Source organism: Pseudoalteromonas xiamenensis, assembly GCF_030994125.1.
GTDB classification, from domain to species: Bacteria; Pseudomonadota; Gammaproteobacteria; order Enterobacterales; family Alteromonadaceae; genus Pseudoalteromonas; species Pseudoalteromonas xiamenensis_B.
Genome location: NZ_CP099917.1, coordinates 3,381,722 through 3,397,779, shown reverse-complemented (window position 1 = coordinate 3,397,779; position 16,058 = coordinate 3,381,722). Strand labels below are relative to the sequence as shown.

Annotated in this window: 14 protein-coding genes and 1 pseudogene; 7 read left to right on the top strand and 8 right to left on the bottom strand. The window is 43.1% G+C overall.

Features of this window, described 5'->3' with window-relative positions:
• Window positions 1-27 precede the first annotated feature (27 nt).
• The 3 genes from NI389_RS15840 to NI389_RS15830 all read right to left on the bottom strand — a co-directional run bounded on the left by NI389_RS15840 (window position 28) and on the right by NI389_RS15830 (window position 4,912).
• On the bottom strand, window positions 28-3,207 hold the full coding sequence (locus NI389_RS15840; protein WP_308360797.1) for an efflux RND transporter permease subunit: 3,180 nt from the start codon (window positions 3,205-3,207) through the stop codon (window positions 28-30).
• 1 nt (window position 3,208) lies between these two features.
• Window positions 3,209-4,453, bottom strand: coding sequence for an efflux RND transporter periplasmic adaptor subunit (locus NI389_RS15835; RefSeq protein WP_308360796.1), 1,245 nt, complete (start codon window positions 4,451-4,453; stop codon window positions 3,209-3,211).
• A gap of 207 nt (window positions 4,454-4,660) precedes the next feature.
• Window positions 4,661-4,912: a DUF2798 domain-containing protein gene (locus NI389_RS15830; protein WP_308360795.1), complete on the bottom strand. Its 252-nt coding sequence runs from the start codon at window positions 4,910-4,912 to the stop codon at window positions 4,661-4,663.
• A gap of 151 nt (window positions 4,913-5,063) precedes the next feature.
• On the opposite strand from NI389_RS15830, the gene NI389_RS15825 reads away from it, so the two are divergent.
• Complete coding sequence (locus NI389_RS15825; RefSeq protein ID WP_308360794.1) at window positions 5,064-6,056, top strand: LysR family transcriptional regulator; 993 nt, start codon at window positions 5,064-5,066, stop codon at window positions 6,054-6,056.
• A 10-nt stretch (window positions 6,057-6,066) separates the two neighbouring features.
• Here the strand turns inward: NI389_RS15825 and NI389_RS15820 are convergent, their stop codons facing one another.
• The 4 genes and pseudogenes from NI389_RS15820 to NI389_RS15805 all read right to left on the bottom strand — a co-directional run.
• Window positions 6,067-7,473: a YHYH protein gene (locus NI389_RS15820; RefSeq protein ID WP_308360793.1), complete on the bottom strand. Its 1,407-nt coding sequence runs from the start codon at window positions 7,471-7,473 to the stop codon at window positions 6,067-6,069.
• Between the two features lie 273 nt (window positions 7,474-7,746).
• On the bottom strand, window positions 7,747-8,514 hold the full coding sequence (locus NI389_RS15815) for a hypothetical protein (RefSeq protein ID WP_308360791.1): 768 nt from the start codon (window positions 8,512-8,514) through the stop codon (window positions 7,747-7,749).
• Between the two features lie 154 nt (window positions 8,515-8,668).
• The gene (locus NI389_RS15810) at window positions 8,669-9,121 is read right to left on the bottom strand and encodes a nuclear transport factor 2 family protein (protein ID WP_308360789.1); all 453 of its coding nucleotides are present in this window, start codon (window positions 9,119-9,121) and stop codon (window positions 8,669-8,671) included.
• Between the two features lie 337 nt (window positions 9,122-9,458).
• Window positions 9,459-9,581: pseudogene (locus tag NI389_RS15805) on the bottom strand (phage integrase N-terminal SAM-like domain-containing protein); the annotation flags it as partial.
• Between the two features lie 402 nt (window positions 9,582-9,983).
• On the opposite strand from NI389_RS15805, the gene NI389_RS15800 reads away from it, so the two are divergent.
• The 5 genes from NI389_RS15800 to NI389_RS15780 all read left to right on the top strand — a co-directional run bounded on the left by NI389_RS15800 (window position 9,984) and on the right by NI389_RS15780 (window position 13,669).
• Entirely contained in the window at window positions 9,984-10,181 is a 198-nt protein-coding gene (locus NI389_RS15800; protein WP_308360787.1) for a hypothetical protein, read from the top strand.
• 193 nt (window positions 10,182-10,374) lie between these two features.
• Entirely contained in the window at window positions 10,375-10,680 is a 306-nt protein-coding gene (locus tag NI389_RS15795) for a hypothetical protein (protein ID WP_308360785.1), read from the top strand.
• A 94-nt stretch (window positions 10,681-10,774) separates the two neighbouring features.
• Window positions 10,775-11,131: a hypothetical protein gene (locus NI389_RS15790; protein WP_308360783.1), complete on the top strand. Its 357-nt coding sequence runs from the start codon at window positions 10,775-10,777 to the stop codon at window positions 11,129-11,131.
• Window positions 11,132-11,172: 41 nt separating this feature from the next.
• Entirely contained in the window at window positions 11,173-11,811 is a 639-nt protein-coding gene (locus tag NI389_RS15785; RefSeq protein ID WP_308360781.1) for a hypothetical protein, read from the top strand.
• 718 nt (window positions 11,812-12,529) lie between these two features.
• The gene (locus tag NI389_RS15780; RefSeq protein WP_308360780.1) at window positions 12,530-13,669 is read left to right on the top strand and encodes an FAD-dependent monooxygenase; all 1,140 of its coding nucleotides are present in this window, start codon (window positions 12,530-12,532) and stop codon (window positions 13,667-13,669) included.
• Between the two features lie 34 nt (window positions 13,670-13,703).
• Here NI389_RS15780 and NI389_RS15775 read toward each other — a convergent pair whose 3' ends face one another.
• Complete coding sequence (locus NI389_RS15775) at window positions 13,704-14,618, bottom strand: LysR family transcriptional regulator (RefSeq protein ID WP_308360779.1); 915 nt, start codon at window positions 14,616-14,618, stop codon at window positions 13,704-13,706.
• Between the two features lie 95 nt (window positions 14,619-14,713).
• Between NI389_RS15775 and NI389_RS15770 the strand changes: the two genes are divergently transcribed.
• Complete coding sequence (locus NI389_RS15770; protein ID WP_308360777.1) at window positions 14,714-14,989, top strand: DUF1330 domain-containing protein; 276 nt, start codon at window positions 14,714-14,716, stop codon at window positions 14,987-14,989.
• Window positions 14,990-16,058: the final 1,069 nt, after the last annotated feature.

The window sequence follows — 16,058 nt, the reverse complement described above, 5'->3', positions numbered from 1 at the left end:
CTCTATCGAATGCCTCAAAATAGCGGATTATGTATGCTGCGGCGAAGGTTCAAGCGCAGTAACCGGTGTCTGAGTTTCTGCTTTTGCCTTTTTACGGCGTAGTAAGAAGTAGAACACTGGCGTTAAAATTAAGCCAAATACGGTTACCCCTATCATCCCGGAGAACACTGCAATTCCCATTGCCTGACGCATTTCGGCCCCTGCGCCTGTCGATGTCACCATCGGTAAGACACCCATAATGAAGGCGATTGACGTCATTAAAATTGGACGCAGACGCAAGCGACTCGCTTCTTTAATTGCATTAAGCGTAGACATCCCCTTGTCTTCAAGCTCTTTAGCAAACTCTACAATCAATATCGCGTTTTTCGTTGCAAGACCAACCAATACAATAAAACCAATTTGCGTGAAAATATTGTTGTCACCGCCATATAGGATCACGCCGGTCATCGCAGACAACAAGGTCATAGGCACAATGAGAATAATCGCAAGCGGTAACGATAAACTTTCATACTGCGCAGCCAGTACCATGAACACCAACACCACAACTAATGGGAACACCAGTAACGATGTGTTGCCAGCTAGGATCTGTTGATACGTTAGCTCAGTCCATTCGTAACTCATGCCAAGTGGCAACGTCTCATCTAAGATTTTCTCAATTGCTGCGCGCGCTTGACCCGAGCTGAATCCTGGTGCTGGTGCGCCATTTACTTCCGCAGTCGGATAGGCATTGTAATGCATCACTCTATCCGGCCCTGCCGCATGCTGCACTGACAGGAACGCGCCAAGTGGTACCATTTCACCAAATTGATTACGGACTTTAATTTGACGGATCTGTTCTGGCTCTTGTCGGAAAGAGTCTTCCGCTTGCACATTCACCTGATAAGTACGACCAAAGCGGTTAAAGTCGTTCACGTACAGCGAACCTAAGTACGCTTGCATTGTATCGAAAATAGTATCCACATCAACGCCTTGACTCATTGCTTTGGTGCGATCCAAATCAACATCAAGTTGTGGCACATTCACTTGGAAGCTTGAAAAGTTGCCCGTCAGTTCTGGTGCCGCCCATGCTTTGCCCACTACCTGCTGAGTTACTTGATAAAGCGTTTCAAAACCTAAACCCGCTTTATCTTGAATCTGTAATCGGAATCCACCTATCGTCCCCAAACCTTGTACTGGCGGCGGTGGGAATATGGCAACAAATGCCCCTTGAATTGCACCGAACTGTTGATTGAGTTGTGCAGCAATTGCCCCCGCAGAAAGCTCTGGTGATTGGCGTTCTGCGAATGATTTCAAGCGCACAAACACAATGCCGCTGCTCGGACTATTAGTAAAACCATTGATGTTAAGACCCGGAAACGCTACGGCATGTTCAACCCCAGGGTGTTTCAACATAATGTCTGACATCTGACGAATCACGTCTTCGGTTCTGTCCAACGACGCCGCATCTGGTAATTGAGCAAACGACACCAAATATTCTTTGTCTTGTCCTGGCACATAACCCGTGGGCGTTGATGAAAATTGATGATACGTCAATCCAATGAGTCCAGCGTACAACACCACGATAATCCCACTCATTCGTACTAACTTACCGACACCTTTGGTGTAACTGCTGGCACCACGGTCAAACAATCGATTGAACGGTGCAAAGAGCCAACGGCCAAAGGCTTTGTCCATAAACTTGGTGAGCCAATCTTTCGGCGCATGAGGTGATTTAAGCAATAACGCAGACAACGCAGGACTCAGCGTTAATGAGTTTATCGCCGAAATCACGGTCGATATGGTGATAGTCAGGGCAAACTGTTTGTAGAATTGACCCGTTAAACCTGACATAAAAGCGGTAGGGATAAATACCGCACCAAGCACTAGTGTCGTTGCCACGATTGGCCCAGTAACTTCCTGCATTGCGCGTTTTGTTGCCTCGATTGGCGTGAGCCCTTCATGAATGTTGCGCTCCACGTTTTCGACAACAACGATGGCGTCATCAACAACAATACCAATCGCCAGTACCAGACCAAAAAGGGACAGCGCGTTGAGTGAGAATCCCATCATGTGCATAAAGGCAAATGTACCGACAAGCGAAATCGGCACGGCCACCAGCGGGATAACCGACGCTCGCCAATTTTGTAAAAACAACACCACAACAAGTACAACCAGTAAAATAGCTTCAAACAGCGTATTTACAACGGCTTTAATCGAACCACGCACAAACACGGTTGGATCGTAAACAATGCTGTAGTCTACCCCTTCTGGGAATGACTTTTTCAATTCAGCCATTTTCGCACGTACATCATCCGAAATTTGGATAGCGTTAGAGCCAGGCGCTTGGAAAACAGGCAACGCAACAGCAGGTTGATTATCAAGCAATGAACGCAACGCATAGGTACTAGCGCCAAGTTCAATTCGAGCCACATCGCGCAGACGCGTCACTGCGCCATTCTCACCCACTTTGATGATGATGTCCGCAAACTCATTTTCATCTGTTAAACGTCCTTTAACGTTGATCAACAATTGAAAATCGCTATCGCCAGTTGGTTGAGCACCTAAACTCCCCGCTGCTGCTTGCTGGTTTTGGCTTCGTATCGCATTGACAATGTCCGATGGGTTCAAACCAATTGCCGCTACTTTCTGAGGGTCAAGCCACACACGCATTGAGTATTCGCCCGCACCAAACATACGTACGTTACCCACACCGTCAATACGCGCGAGCTCATCTTTGACGTTTTGCTCAGCAAAGTTCGACAGATACAGCATGTCGTAGCGATTATCCGGTGACGTTAAATGCACCACCATCGTCAGGTCGGGTGAAGACTTTTCCGTAACCACGCCTAAACGCTGCACCTCTTGAGGTAAACGAGGAACTGCACGTGCAACACGGTTTTGCACCAATGTCGTGGCGTTGTCTGGATCAGTACCAATGGCGAAAGTAATCGTTAACGTCATACGGCCATCAGAAGTGGCTTGTGAGGACATATACAACATGTCTTCAACACCATTAATGGCGCGCTCAAGCGGTGTTGCAACGGTTTCTGCGATTACTTTTGGGTTTGCACCTGGGTAATTTGCCGTCACCACAACGGTAGGTGGCACCACTTCAGGGTATTCAGTGATAGGCAATTGCCAAACGGAAATCGCACCACCGATGAAAATCAGCAGTGAGATAACCGCAGCAAAAATCGGCCGATGAATAAAAAACTGAGAAAACTTCATCTTAGTCCTCCAAACCTAAACCCGCGGTCGCCGTTAACAGCGCCATTTGCGAATCTTCCAGCTGCTCATCTAATCGCTTTTGCAATTTGTTGAGTTGTTGAAGGTTATAGGCGTTACCCATGTCGACTTGCTGTGGCGAAACAGGCGTACCTGGTCGTACGCGTTGCAAACCGTTAACCACAATTTGTTCGTTGCCAGCGAGGCCCGATTTGATGACGCGAAGGCCTGCTATTTTATTGCCAAGTTCAACCGCGCGGTATTGCACCGTGTTCGATTCATCTAAAACCAGTACAAACTTATGGTTTAAATCAGTACCAATGGCCTTATCTTCGATCAGCACACCGTTGTAGCTCTCGCCACCGCTGAGTTTAATACGGGCAAACATACCGGGTAAAAATGAACCATCTTGGTTTTTAAAGACAGCGCGAGCACGTATCGTTCCCGTCGTTGGGTCGATTTGGTTATCCATAAAGTCCACCACACCCGAGTGCGTAAACTCCTCTTCGCCAGCAAGTTGCATAAAGACAGGGTGTGCAACTTCACGGATTTCTTGCTGGCTACTTGCTTTCGCAAAACGCATATACTCTAAGAAGGTTTGTTCATCTGCATCAAAATACGCGTACACACGATCGCTGGAAACCAACGTGGTTAATAAACTTTGGCCTGCATTCACAAAGTTACCGCGAGTGATAAGCGCACGTGAAACTCGACCGCTAATTGGGGCTTTAACTTCAGTGTACTGCAAATCAAGTAATGCAAGCTGCAATGACGATTGTACCGATTTAACTTGGCCTTCCATTTGCTGGACTTGGGCCTTGCGCTTATCGACTTCTTCTTCTGCAATCGCCGCACTTTGACGTAATTTGCTGGCGCGAGCGAACTCGGTTTTGGCAAGTTGTAGGCGGCTATTTGCTTGCACAAGTTCAGCTTCTAATCGCGCTACTTCTGCTTTGAAAGGCGCTTGATCGATAACAAAAAGCGTCTCCCCTTCTTCCACCATTGCGCCTTCAGCGAATGTAACGCGACTGATATAACCTGAAACGCGTGGACGAAGTGCTACGTGCTCCGGCGCTTCTAGACGACCGGTGAACTCGTCCCAATCACTGATTTTTTCATTAATAACCTGAGCGACCGACACTTGTGGTGCGGCGTGTGGCATAGGTTCCGAACTTGATACATCACTACACGCCGACAACGTTAATATCCCTAACATTGCAAACGCGCTGACCAATTTATTTAGTTTCATGATGCCTTCCTCATTGATGACCATTTTTCAATAAGTGCATTATGAACAGAACGAATAAATAAAAATAATTATTTGTTTATATGAAATACATCATGGATAATGATGTATATTAGAGAAGATAAATCGCAAAAACCCCGTGTTAAACGAGGTGCTTGTCTGGAAAAAAGTAAAAGAAAGCAATCCCTTGCCTTCATAGGTAAGAAATCGTTATTCGGACGCTTCTAGCGTTCTGGTCTCATCGGTTAATAACCATGCGGCTAATCGACGAACCATCGGCCCAACTACGAGGATTGTAGGAAATGCAACAACAAATGCTCCAGCCCATGCTCGAAGCCAAATGGTTAAAAGATGGTTCACGAATCCGGCATTCATAACCGTGATTACAAATGACATGATGCATGACATAAACAAAGCCATCAGAAAAGGGAATAATAGATTCTCGTATTTTCTCGGGATCATCGTCTTTTCCTTCTTCAAATTGAGACTATTTTGGTCTCAGTATTTACTGATGTGCAATTATGACCAAGTTCGAAAAATAAAAAAAATGATTTGTTGATATAGCATTCATCATATATTTTTATATATTGAATGAGGTGATAGGAGAATCGAGTTGCGAACTCAAGATTTGAATTTATTGATGGTATTTGATGCCATCATGACTGAAGGCTCGATAACTCGGGCTGCCAATCGCTTAGCCATGACTCAACCAGCCGTCTCCAATGCGTTGTCGCGCATGCGTGTCGCTTGGAAAGACGAGTTATTTGTAAAGGATGGCCGTGGTGTTCAACCCACTGCGTACGCTCGCAACTTGTGGACTCAGATCCGCGATCCATTGCGTTTACTCGAAGAAGCTGTGGATCCAGAACAGTTCGATCCCGCAACCGCTAAGCGCACATTCCGTGTTGTCGTGTCAGACATCATGGTGAACACCATTTGGGCACCGCTTCGTAAACACATTGAACAACACGCACCCAATGTGAACGTCTACGCAATTCCAAACACCATCATAAACAATGAGTCCGTGCTTCATGATGCTGAAGTCGATTTGGTGTGCGGTACGCCCATGGTGGTTGATACCGTGCTTCGCTCAGAGTTTCTTTTTAACCCTCGTTATGTTTGCGTAATGCGCCCAGAACACCCTTTGGCCTCGCCGTCTCTCAGTCTTGATGCGTTTTTAAGTGCTGACCATTTGTTGGTTTCCATGTCTGGCGATACGACGGGGCTGACCGATGTCGCTTTATTGCAAATGGGTTTGCAACGCCGTGTCGCAATGACAGTCAACCATTTTTCAGCTGTTGCCCCCTTGGTCAAATCGTCAGATTTGATAAGCGTCGTGCCCTCAATGGCCGTTGATAGAGAGATCTTTAATGGTGAACTGGCGGTTTATGAAACGCCCGTCAATATGCAATACAATCAGATAGGGATGCTTTGGCACAAACGGCAAGATAATGACCAAGGGCTTATTTGGTTAAGACGCCTCATCGGTGACATTGTGAAAGAAAGCGCGAATGACCATTTCTCTCGTCTTGAAAAATGCTGCCGCAAAGGAAATTGCCCGTCGAGACCGGGCAATTCAGCCGCCTATTTAACTGAAGTTAGTTAATTACGATGGATTAGTGAGAATGTGTTTCACCGTTTTCATGGGTGTGCACATTCGCTTCCTCATGAGCGTGAGCGCGTCGAGCCAATTGTGGAGCCGCTGAAAACGAGTTGTCAATCGTGCCTTTGAAACAATTCAGTACCCACGGATACTGATCTGTAACGTAATAACCGTACACGCCATTTCGTGTCATCCCATTACATTCATCGAGATCGCCAAGTCCAGCCTGATAGGCCCAATCACCACGAAATTGTCCGTCATAGTGGTTGCTTGCAATTGAACCTTGCCCTGCGACCGGCGTTTGATAACCGCTGACACTTTGCCTTACGCCACCATTATCTTTGAGTGTGTAGCTGCTGACCACTTTTCGCGCTTCACCACTTTGTGGATCAATGATGCAGCTGCCAAAAAGTGGAAAACCGTCTGCGGCAAACCCAATTACGCCGGACTCTATACCATTACACTCTTGATTGAAGAGCGCCATTGGATTGCCATGGTAATGATATTCACCCGAGGGTTGAACATGCGCATGATGCTCATCCGTACCAAATTGGTTTAGTGAGGACATTGGGTCATAGCGCCATGGATTATCATTTTGACTTGGTCCGCATCCAATTTTTTCCTCACCTAAAGGCTCATTTCCAACACCGTAACAGGCTGCTGCAAGTAAATCGACGGTGACACCATTAAGTAAAATAGCCTCGGTCGTACCGAGTGACAGTGCCGTGGTTGATGCCGCCATACTCGGTTGCACAACGACTTTGAAAGTCATGGATTGTTCACTCACATTCGTCGCAAACGCGGCAGATTGGTCGTTAAAATCGTGGTTGGGAATCGCATTTGAATTAAACACACAATAAGTTGTGTTCTCTATGATTTCGACGTCACCAACAAATTCCGCATTGCGCTTAATGTCTGTCACGCTCGCGTAAAACTGGCCAATATAATTTCGACAATCATTGGAGCGGTTTTCAAAAATTCGATTGGTAATGTCCGTCGAATCGCTGCTTGCCGTTATCATCACAAAATCTTTTTCTGATTGAGTGCCATTGATGGTCACTTGCAATCCAATTTCATAGGCTCCGGGGCTGTCTACCGCAAGTGTAGTCTGCTGTGCAGTCGCCTGCTGGATAGCGGCATTGCTCGTGTCAGGCTTATTCTCTAAGGTCCAAAGGTAACTTACGCTATCACCCGTCTGCGCATTACTACTGCCAGTTAACGTTGCTGTTTCACCCACGTTAACTTGAATATCCAGCCCCGCATTCGCCACTGGCGTTATGGGTGTACTGGGTGTTGAAGGCTCCGTTACCACAGGTGTTGCAACGTCATTGGATGTTGAGCTGCTTGTGCCACCACAGCCATTTAATAAAACACTACTGATTGCCATCACCAGCAGCTGAAGTTGGAAGTGAGTTTTCATTCTGCGACCCTTTAACGAACTTAACCAAATTACATTAGTTATATCTCGTTTTTGGGCAGAAAGTGTGCAAACAATGTGCATTTACACTGCTTTACGTTTTCAGACATGACGATATTTTTGTAAAGTACAATCGTTTAGAGACTCACTCGGAGCCTGCTAGCGTTAAAGCGTTGAGCCTATGATGCTAAAGTTGAAGCGTGACAAAAATGACCTGTTATAAAAAGACAACGCTCGGCCAACAAAGACCGAGCGACTGACTCACAGTTAGAATGGTTAAGCTTGAATAACACGGATCAGTGCAGCAAACGCGCTCTCCAATTCTTCAAAGGATTCCCCGGTGACCGCTTTGATGTCTTCGCCTTGATAAATTTTCAAATACGTATCGAAGCCAAAGCGCTCAATTAAAAACTGAGTAAACGCCCCTTCTTGGGTATAGGCAAGTTGACGACCTAAGCCAGACTCCGATTTATTACGTACTTTTTCACAATCGGCCAGTGGCACGAGCCCTTTATTTTCCAGCGCTTTTTCAGCGACGACCTGATAAAGGTCGCGCCCAAAGTCAGGATACTCTTGTGATTCTCCAAAACGGTGCTGTAAAAATACAGCAAGCCCATCGTCATAAAAACGATGCCCTTTACCTTCCTCTTCCCCTTGGCGATACGAACTGACAGCATAGACATGTGTCAATTCATGAATAACAGCTAATCCGGACTGTTCAGCGTTATTTTGATCATTTGAAAAAGCGGCCAGCACGCGTTTTTCGGGAATATAGATCTGATTTTTAGCTTGGAAAGGTATATTCACTTTTTTCGAAATGTTCGCAATCAATCGCTCTTTAATGGGTGTCCCTTTGTATTCAACGGATTGACTTAGATAAGCGAGCACAACTTGTCTATTTTTTTCGACGCGTTGCGAGAATTTTTTGGCGATTTCAAGTGGCACATTGTCATCGTATTGAACAGTAAAATGCTCCGTTTCATACGTTGCAGCCAGTAGATTTGCAGACCAGACGTAGAAGAAAAGACCTAACCATTTTTTCAAAACTCTTTTTCCTTTTAGTTTATTATTATTGAACAAATATAAAGTGAAAAATAACGTATAACCACTTGATATTATGTAAACAAAATTAACATACATACAAAAAAGGAACAAGATTTGAAATAACCAATATTGAGGTTACGTCATTAATATAGACTTACTCGCTAACCATAATTTTCTTTGGCGTGTAGTTAATCCAGTCCTCTTGTAAAACGATTTTTCCTGATGCGTTAAATTCTTGCCAAATCACAAACTCCCACGGCCCCATAGTCTTTCCATTGAAAGAAAACGCGTTAAATGTTCCTTTGGTCACCACGCTTTGTTGATTGATCATTTGCTGAGTGATAGTCAGCGTAGGTTGGCTATCAAGGGTTGAAAACTGCCCCGAAGACCAGTCGAAAAACGACGCTATTTGCGTCTTATTTTCCGCTACATGCCCATAAATAACATCGTTCAACTTGGCATCTTCGGCATAAAACGCCATAAACGCGTCAAAATCTGTTCTTTTCGCATACGTCGAGAAATACGCATCTACCGTAGATTGAAGCGCCTCATTTGCACGAACTGACACGCACAATATCACCAGTATCAAGCCTAAAAATCGTTTCATCGTAGTCTCCTCAACCATCAACACCTATTTAATATAATGAAAATTTCATTCAAGATACATGGCATAACGATATGCTTTACAGACAGTTGCGGACTTGGATAAGTGACGAATGTCCGATTAAGTCACACTTCAATTGGTGTCTAATCATCAATACCTGAGGCATATAACGAAAGGAATTTTGAGAATAAGTAAGGTTTGGCACAATGAAGGGATAAGATGAATCAGTCCTAACTTGCACTTTCAGATTTCTCTAATTGAACTGAATCAAATCAGACCGTCGCTTGTGCGCTAGAAGCGGACCTTAAGGAGTAACCCATTTTGCCCCATTTCGATTCAGCTTGTGGTGAAAGTTAACGAATGCCTTAAACCAATATAGGTAGGTTTTTTCTGTTTTAATGCTGTAACCACGCATACGCATTTCTTCCTGAAGACCTTTCAGAAATGGGCTTTTTAGACTCATGATAACTCCGCACCTTACAGGGCTGTGTATATACAGTGCTATTTGAATTTCTCGGATATCAAGGGAAATAATGAAAAATTTTTGCGCGTTTACGCATGAATAAATTAAGAATATTATTGTTTATCAACAAGTTATTTATTTGCGATTTGAGATAATAGGTTTGGGAAACGCGCATGCGCATTTTTCCTGATGGTATATTTAGCAGAATGCTGATAAGTTCTTTACATACAGATAGTTAACTGTGCGCGTTTTCACTGGTCCAACGAGGTAAGCGCGCATGCGCACGAATAAAATGTTATGTTCTTTCCAGCCGTGTCAAAGTGCTTATTATCAACTACTTGCAAACAATTAGCATAGTGCTTTGCATAGTGATAAGTAATAAATGAAAAAGGAGTGTATTTTATGTCAATTGAAACGTGCCCAAATACGGGCTGTGGCAAGAAATTTTCGGTAGAAGATCAAATGGGAGTGCCAGGAGGTAGCCGAGAGTCAGAGGACTACAATTGTCCTTATTGCCTTAAACATGCTGGTAGCATGAAAGCCTATGGTATCCCAGTAACTAGCAAACGTGATCACTTAAACGACAAAGATAAGAAGTAGTTCATTAGCTTGAGTTAATCCCATTTAGCGCAATAGGGTGGCTTAGAACATAACAAACTGTTTAAGGGTGATTCGCAACGCGTGGCATTTTTACTATGCGTTGCGTTTGGTGTTTAAGGTGGTATGCGGGAGCTTCGGTATTGCGTTGCTCACACCTTAACAGGGCGTTATATTTCTAGGAGAGTTCTGCTCTATGTCAGCTGAAATCATATCAATTATTGCTGTTTTAGTTGCAGGCTTATCAGCTTTATATGCTCGCTGGGCTGTTAGGGAAGCTAAAAAGGCAAACGAGCTGAATCGATTTAAAGCTCTACTTGATTTAAAAAGTGGTTACATAGCTGAGATGAATAATCAGATGAAAGCCGCTAAAGATTGGGGCAAAGATGATAGCTTTGCTCAAGCTTGCAGAGATAAATTTGCAGAAGCTGAAATCAAGTATCGAGAAGTTTGTAAAGAACTTGATATTTATCACTCACGTTTAGTGAAAAACGAAATATAACAAGGCAAGTCAGAATCGCACCTTCGGTGCTGGACTCGCTTACGCTCGCCGCTGCTTGCGGCGTTAGGAAAACCTAGTGTAGATATGGAGAAAAATGATGCTAGAACCAAATTTAGTAGGGGAGTATCTAGAGAGCGTATTAAAAGCTCGCCCTCAAAGAACTACTAACTATTCCTCTATCGCTGAGGTATTTGGCCTTCCTGACTTTGATGGGGCATGGTCATCGCACCCCTTGAGTCAGATATTTGAAGTTCTTGACCAACAGGATGCTAATTCGGGGCGCCCGTTTAGAACATCAGTTGTCATTGGTGTAAACAGTAACTCTCCTGGCCCTGGTTTTTATGAGGCTATGGAGCGACTAAACCGTAAGCCTGATCCAAAGACAAAAGAGGCCAGAGAAGAATTGTGGATAGCGGAGCTGAGTAAGGCTTACTCTTACCCATGGCCATAAGTTTACCTAACAGGGCGTTATATGCGATGTAGGAAATTTACATGGAAGAGTTTTTAGTAAAAAATGCTAGTGCAGTATTTGCTTTATCTGGAGCCATAGTAGGCTCTTTGATTACCGGCTTAATCAATTACGCTACTAAAACTAAAGAGTCTAAGCTTCGAGTAACAGAGAAACTTCTAGATAAAAAATTGGAAGCTCACGAGTCCCTACTCTCAATGGTTAGTTGGATCAGAACTATGGTCTTGCTAGGAGGCGAGGATAGCCAAGGTGAGCTAAAAAGATGTCCAATAATCATGGAGTCTCAGAAAAGTAAAGATGAGTTCCTCGAAGCATTTGTATCTCTTCAAAATAGATGCGACAGGTGGTTTTCTGCTTCAGTTAAAAGAGAAGTGAGTTTCTTCTTAGATTACTTCGTAAATCTTAATGAGCACTCAAGAGAAGCTAGTGATAATTCACTTCAAGAGGCAGGCGTTATCATACGTAACGATTTTATTGATATAGCAAGCGAATTAGAAAACTGCGCACATCAATTTTTCAATAAGGATCTGCTTAAACTAAATTATAAAACAGATAGGAACTGGCATAAGTTCACGTCAAAAGAAACAATAGCTAGATTAAACAAAACGGAATTTTATAAGCGTAAAAAGCAAGTATTGCAGGTTTTATCGGGGCGCATATAACAATCGCATTAAATCGCTCGCAGGCTCGCTGGGACAGTAACACATGGGCACTGTCGCTTCGCTCTAATTATTGCCCTTTATGCGGGCGTTGGTATGACTCCCACAGTAGTTTAGTAGTTTAAGGGGTCAGGTCTTGCTTTGTGCAGACTTTGCACGATTCAAGACCTGACCCTAGTATTCTCGTGACCCGATTCAAGACCTGACCCTAGTATTCTCGTGACCCTAGTATTCTGCGGAAGAAGTCAGGCAATTGAAGAGCGGTGACTAATATGTACTAATTCAGGCTTGATCTGACAGCTGCTTATCTCGCTTTTTTAAAGGAGTTAAATTTGCTATATCCAATGTCCGCTATGGTTTTTCTCACCTTTTTTATTGGCCTTGTAGCAATCCTCAATCGGGTACGAAGCGTCAAATGTGGAACTACAAAGGTCAAGGTTAAGTCAGCAAGAATATCTCATGTTGCCGACTTAATTGCATATTTCCTAATTAAGCCATCATAGTTTTCGCCAAGAGTGATACTATTATTTTTACCCATCGCATTCTCCTGATGCGAAATACTACCTACGATATGACCATTGGAAAATAAGCTGAATCGGTGCAAGCTCTACCTTGTTTATATAAATAAACAAGGTGTTAAGTTATAGATGATTGTTCAATTAGTAATATGGTAATAAGCTGCGTCTATCTATTTTTTAAAGCTTAGTTAAAAGAAGTGACTATGACAGGGATTATTATTGGTGCAGGGATAGGCGGGCTTTCTTCTGCTATTGCCTTGCAAGCCAAAAATATTGATGTAGAGGTATTTGATGCCACTCCTTTATTAACTGTTGTTGGTGCTGGGATTCTACTTCCGCCTAATGCGATGGCTGTTTTAGAGCAGTATCAACTTGCGGATCAAATAGAGTCGATTGGTTACCCTGTTCACTCATTTTCTATTTTGGATTACAAGGGGAAGTCTATTACACGGAGCTCGTCTTGTTATCAGGTAGCAAACCGCGAGTATCATACAATTGCATTGCATCGAGGTGTATTACAGCAAGTATTACTCAACGCTTTTGGGAAAGAGAAGGTTCATACAGGGCACGAATGTGTAAGGGTGAAGGTTGCTTCAGAGGGCGTTGGCGTTGATTTTAACAATTCGGTGAGTAAACGTGGCGACTTCTTAATCGGTGCAGATGGTATTCATTCTGTAATAAGGAAACAGCTATTTCCGAGCAGTGCATTACGCTACTCTGGTCAAAGGTGTTGGCGAGGCATTGCGAATTTTTCGCTTTCATCCAAGTGGCTAAACCAGTTTACCGAAATATGGGGTAACGGGTCTCGTTTTGGGTTTGTTCAGATTTCTAATGATCAAGTGTACTGGTATGCAACCTTGTATCAAAAGAATGTCAATATCACAGATTCTGAATGTCCCAGCGATATATTGTTACGGGAGTTCTGCCATTATTGCGCCCCTGTACTAGAACTTATAAGGCATACACCCCCTGAGGCATTGATCGATTCATTCCTGCATGACTTGTCACCTTTAGCTCAATGGTATCAAAAGTCTATTGTATTAATAGGGGATGCTGCTCATGCTATGACCCCTAATTTGGGTCAGGGAGGGGCTCAAGCAATTGAAGATTCCTTTGTTTTGGCAGAGCAGCTTGCTCAATATGAAAGTCCTGCCAAGGCCTTTCAGCAGTTTCAAACGGTACGTTTTAAAAAAGTAAGGCAGGTGGTAAGTCTATCTTGGCAGATAGGTAAAGCAACTAACCTTTCTAACCCTTGGGTATGTGCTGCGCGTAATCGGCTAGTGCGCCAGTTTTCGCCTATTTCTGGTGGCACAGCACTTCAAAATTTTTATAAATGGCCTTAGTCCAATTTGTTAGGGCCGACTTCAGTTTTTTTGTTTACTCTGCCATTTTGCCGCAGGCTTTTAAAAAGTAGTGCCGATAGAGTTGATAAAATCGGGTGATGTGCTGCGGTTTCTCACCTGCGTATTGATGCAAAAAGTAGAAATGCCAGTCTCTGCCACGAAGGTTTGGTAGCACTCTTTGTAATGCCCCGCTTTCAATATGAGCTTGAGCAATAAACTCTGGTAGAAGGGCGATGCCCATGTCTAATAGCGTAGCTTCAAGTGCCGTGATTAGGCTATTTACTTTAACGCTATGAGGCGGTGAAATTAGCTGCTTGTTCTCCAAGTGATTATCGAACACTTCTATTTTTGGTCTATGCCATGCAGTGGAGATGAATTTGTAGTGGTCAAGTTCATCAAGATTTTTAGGCATCCCAAATTGAGCAAGATAGCGTGAGGATGCGCAGAAAACTTCTGAAACGCTGCTAACTGGCAGTGCTCGGTAATCACAATCTTTAATATCCCCACCGAATATAGCCGCGTCGAGATTATGCTCTATCAGATCTTGCCATTTCTCTGTGATCACAACTTCAGGAATAAGCTTGGGGAATTCTATACACAGTTGTCGAACTGCAGGCATCACCACTTCTTTTTCCGAAAAGGGGGGAATAGACACTTTAAATGGCCCGCTGGGTTGAGTTTTCACTCGGTTGAGCTCTTTAAATGCCATATTGAGCTGCTCATCTAATAGCTCGCTACGGGCCAGTAAGGTTTCACCCGCAGAGGTTAGCACAACGCCTCGGGTACTGCGGATGAGAAGCTGCTGACCTAGATCTTCTTCTAGTCGCTTAATCTGCTGACTGATAGCGGATTTACTGATGCCAAGCTTTTTAGCGGCGGCGGTATAGGAGCGTTTTGTCGCCACTTCGGCAAAAATAAGCAGCAGTGGTGCGAGTCTTATGTTGTTCATATTTTTAAACAGAGTGTTAATTTTTTTAATATTGTTCAATCATCAGCACAATAATAAGCTATATCTGTTCATTCATCTACACAAGGAGAAACAACATGACGAGCTTTATTATTGTCGAAGCAACCGTTATCAATCCAGAAAAATTAGCCGAGTACAGTGCACAGGCACAACCCACGTTAGAGTCGTATGGTGGGCATTTTATTGCCAAGGGTGAAGTGGAAATATTGCATGGCGAAACCCTGCATACTACAAAAGCCATTATCGAGTTTCCAGATAAAGACAGCGCCAGAAACTGGTATAACAGTGAGGCGTATCAGAAACTGACCTCCCTTCGTGAACAGGGTATTCAAAGTACTTTCCAGCTTCTGTAAAAGAGTATCAGAAGCGACAATGGGTCAGCGTTTGCTGGTAGATTCGGTATCCAGTGTAAGGGGTCAGGTCTTGCTTTGTGCAGACTTTGCACGATTCAAGACCTGATCCTGGTATTTATGCGCACCTTACAGGGCTGTGTATATACAGTGCTATTTGAAATTCTCGGATATCAAGGGAAATAATGAAAAAGTCTTTGCGCGTTTACGCATGAATAAATTAAGAATGTTATTTTTTTATCAACAAGTTATTTATTTGCGATTTGAGATAATAGGTTTGGGAAACGCGCATGCGCATTTTTCCTAATGGTATATTTAGCAGAATGCTGATAAGTTCTTTACATACAGATAGTTAACTGTGCGCGTTTTCACTGGTCCAACGAGGTAAGCGCGCATGCGCACGAATAAAATGTTAACTTACGAAGGTTTATCTGCCTGATTAAAATCTGAAAGAGGATTGTAAACTGTGAGCATTAGGAAAATAAGAAATACGTAAATTATGAACCCTAATAAGCCTCCAACGAAGGCTTCTAGCTTCTCTTGAGCCCAGAAATTAGCTAAATCTGAGTTACCAACTAGTTCGAGTTCGAAATTTAAAAACATCAAAATCAAAATGGCTATAGTACTCGATACCCAATTCATTACACTAATACAGTTATATACTTTTGCATAGATTATTTTCGGTTCGATTTTTGATTTTTCAATATTATACTTTTTGAATACATTGGTGCTAAAAAATATAATGATTCTTGTAGTCAAAATATCATAGAACTTCATGTACCTATTGATTTGCGTCTTTATTTTGTGGTTCGTTTTATCAAATAATACAACGTAACTATCTTTTACTGTTTTGTTCTTTAAGTGAATAATTTGTGGTATTTTTCGAAAAGACAACAATACAGGTGGCAAAAGAGCCGCAATTGTCAACGTATAGATTAGTTTATAATCGTTAACAATGCTTAGGTAAAGCCAATCACATAACTTAATTGTTGCAATGGTAGGGAAAATGTAAAGTAAGTATTTCATCACGCATTCAATTTTCATTCAATGGTTTACAATTGTATTTATTAAT

Coding starts and splice junctions, on each gene's coding strand:
- NI389_RS15795 (WP_308360785.1), top strand. CDS start 10,375: ATGTCAGCTGAAATCATATCAATTATTGCTGTTTTAGTTGCAGGCTTA.
- NI389_RS15820 (WP_308360793.1), bottom strand. CDS start 7,473: ATGAAAACTCACTTCCAACTTCAGCTGCTGGTGATGGCAATCAGTAGT.
- NI389_RS15770 (WP_308360777.1), top strand. CDS start 14,714: ATGACGAGCTTTATTATTGTCGAAGCAACCGTTATCAATCCAGAAAAA.
- NI389_RS15840 (WP_308360797.1), bottom strand. CDS start 3,207: ATGAAGTTTTCTCAGTTTTTTATTCATCGGCCGATTTTTGCTGCGGTT.
- NI389_RS15830 (WP_308360795.1), bottom strand. CDS start 4,912: ATGATCCCGAGAAAATACGAGAATCTATTATTCCCTTTTCTGATGGCT.
- NI389_RS15775 (WP_308360779.1), bottom strand. CDS start 14,618: ATGAACAACATAAGACTCGCACCACTGCTGCTTATTTTTGCCGAAGTG.
- NI389_RS15780 (WP_308360780.1), top strand. CDS start 12,530: ATGACAGGGATTATTATTGGTGCAGGGATAGGCGGGCTTTCTTCTGCT.
- NI389_RS15790 (WP_308360783.1), top strand. CDS start 10,775: ATGATGCTAGAACCAAATTTAGTAGGGGAGTATCTAGAGAGCGTATTA.
- NI389_RS15785 (WP_308360781.1), top strand. CDS start 11,173: ATGGAAGAGTTTTTAGTAAAAAATGCTAGTGCAGTATTTGCTTTATCT.
- NI389_RS15835 (WP_308360796.1), bottom strand. CDS start 4,453: ATGAAACTAAATAAATTGGTCAGCGCGTTTGCAATGTTAGGGATATTA.
- NI389_RS15800 (WP_308360787.1), top strand. CDS start 9,984: ATGTCAATTGAAACGTGCCCAAATACGGGCTGTGGCAAGAAATTTTCG.
- NI389_RS15810 (WP_308360789.1), bottom strand. CDS start 9,121: ATGAAACGATTTTTAGGCTTGATACTGGTGATATTGTGCGTGTCAGTT.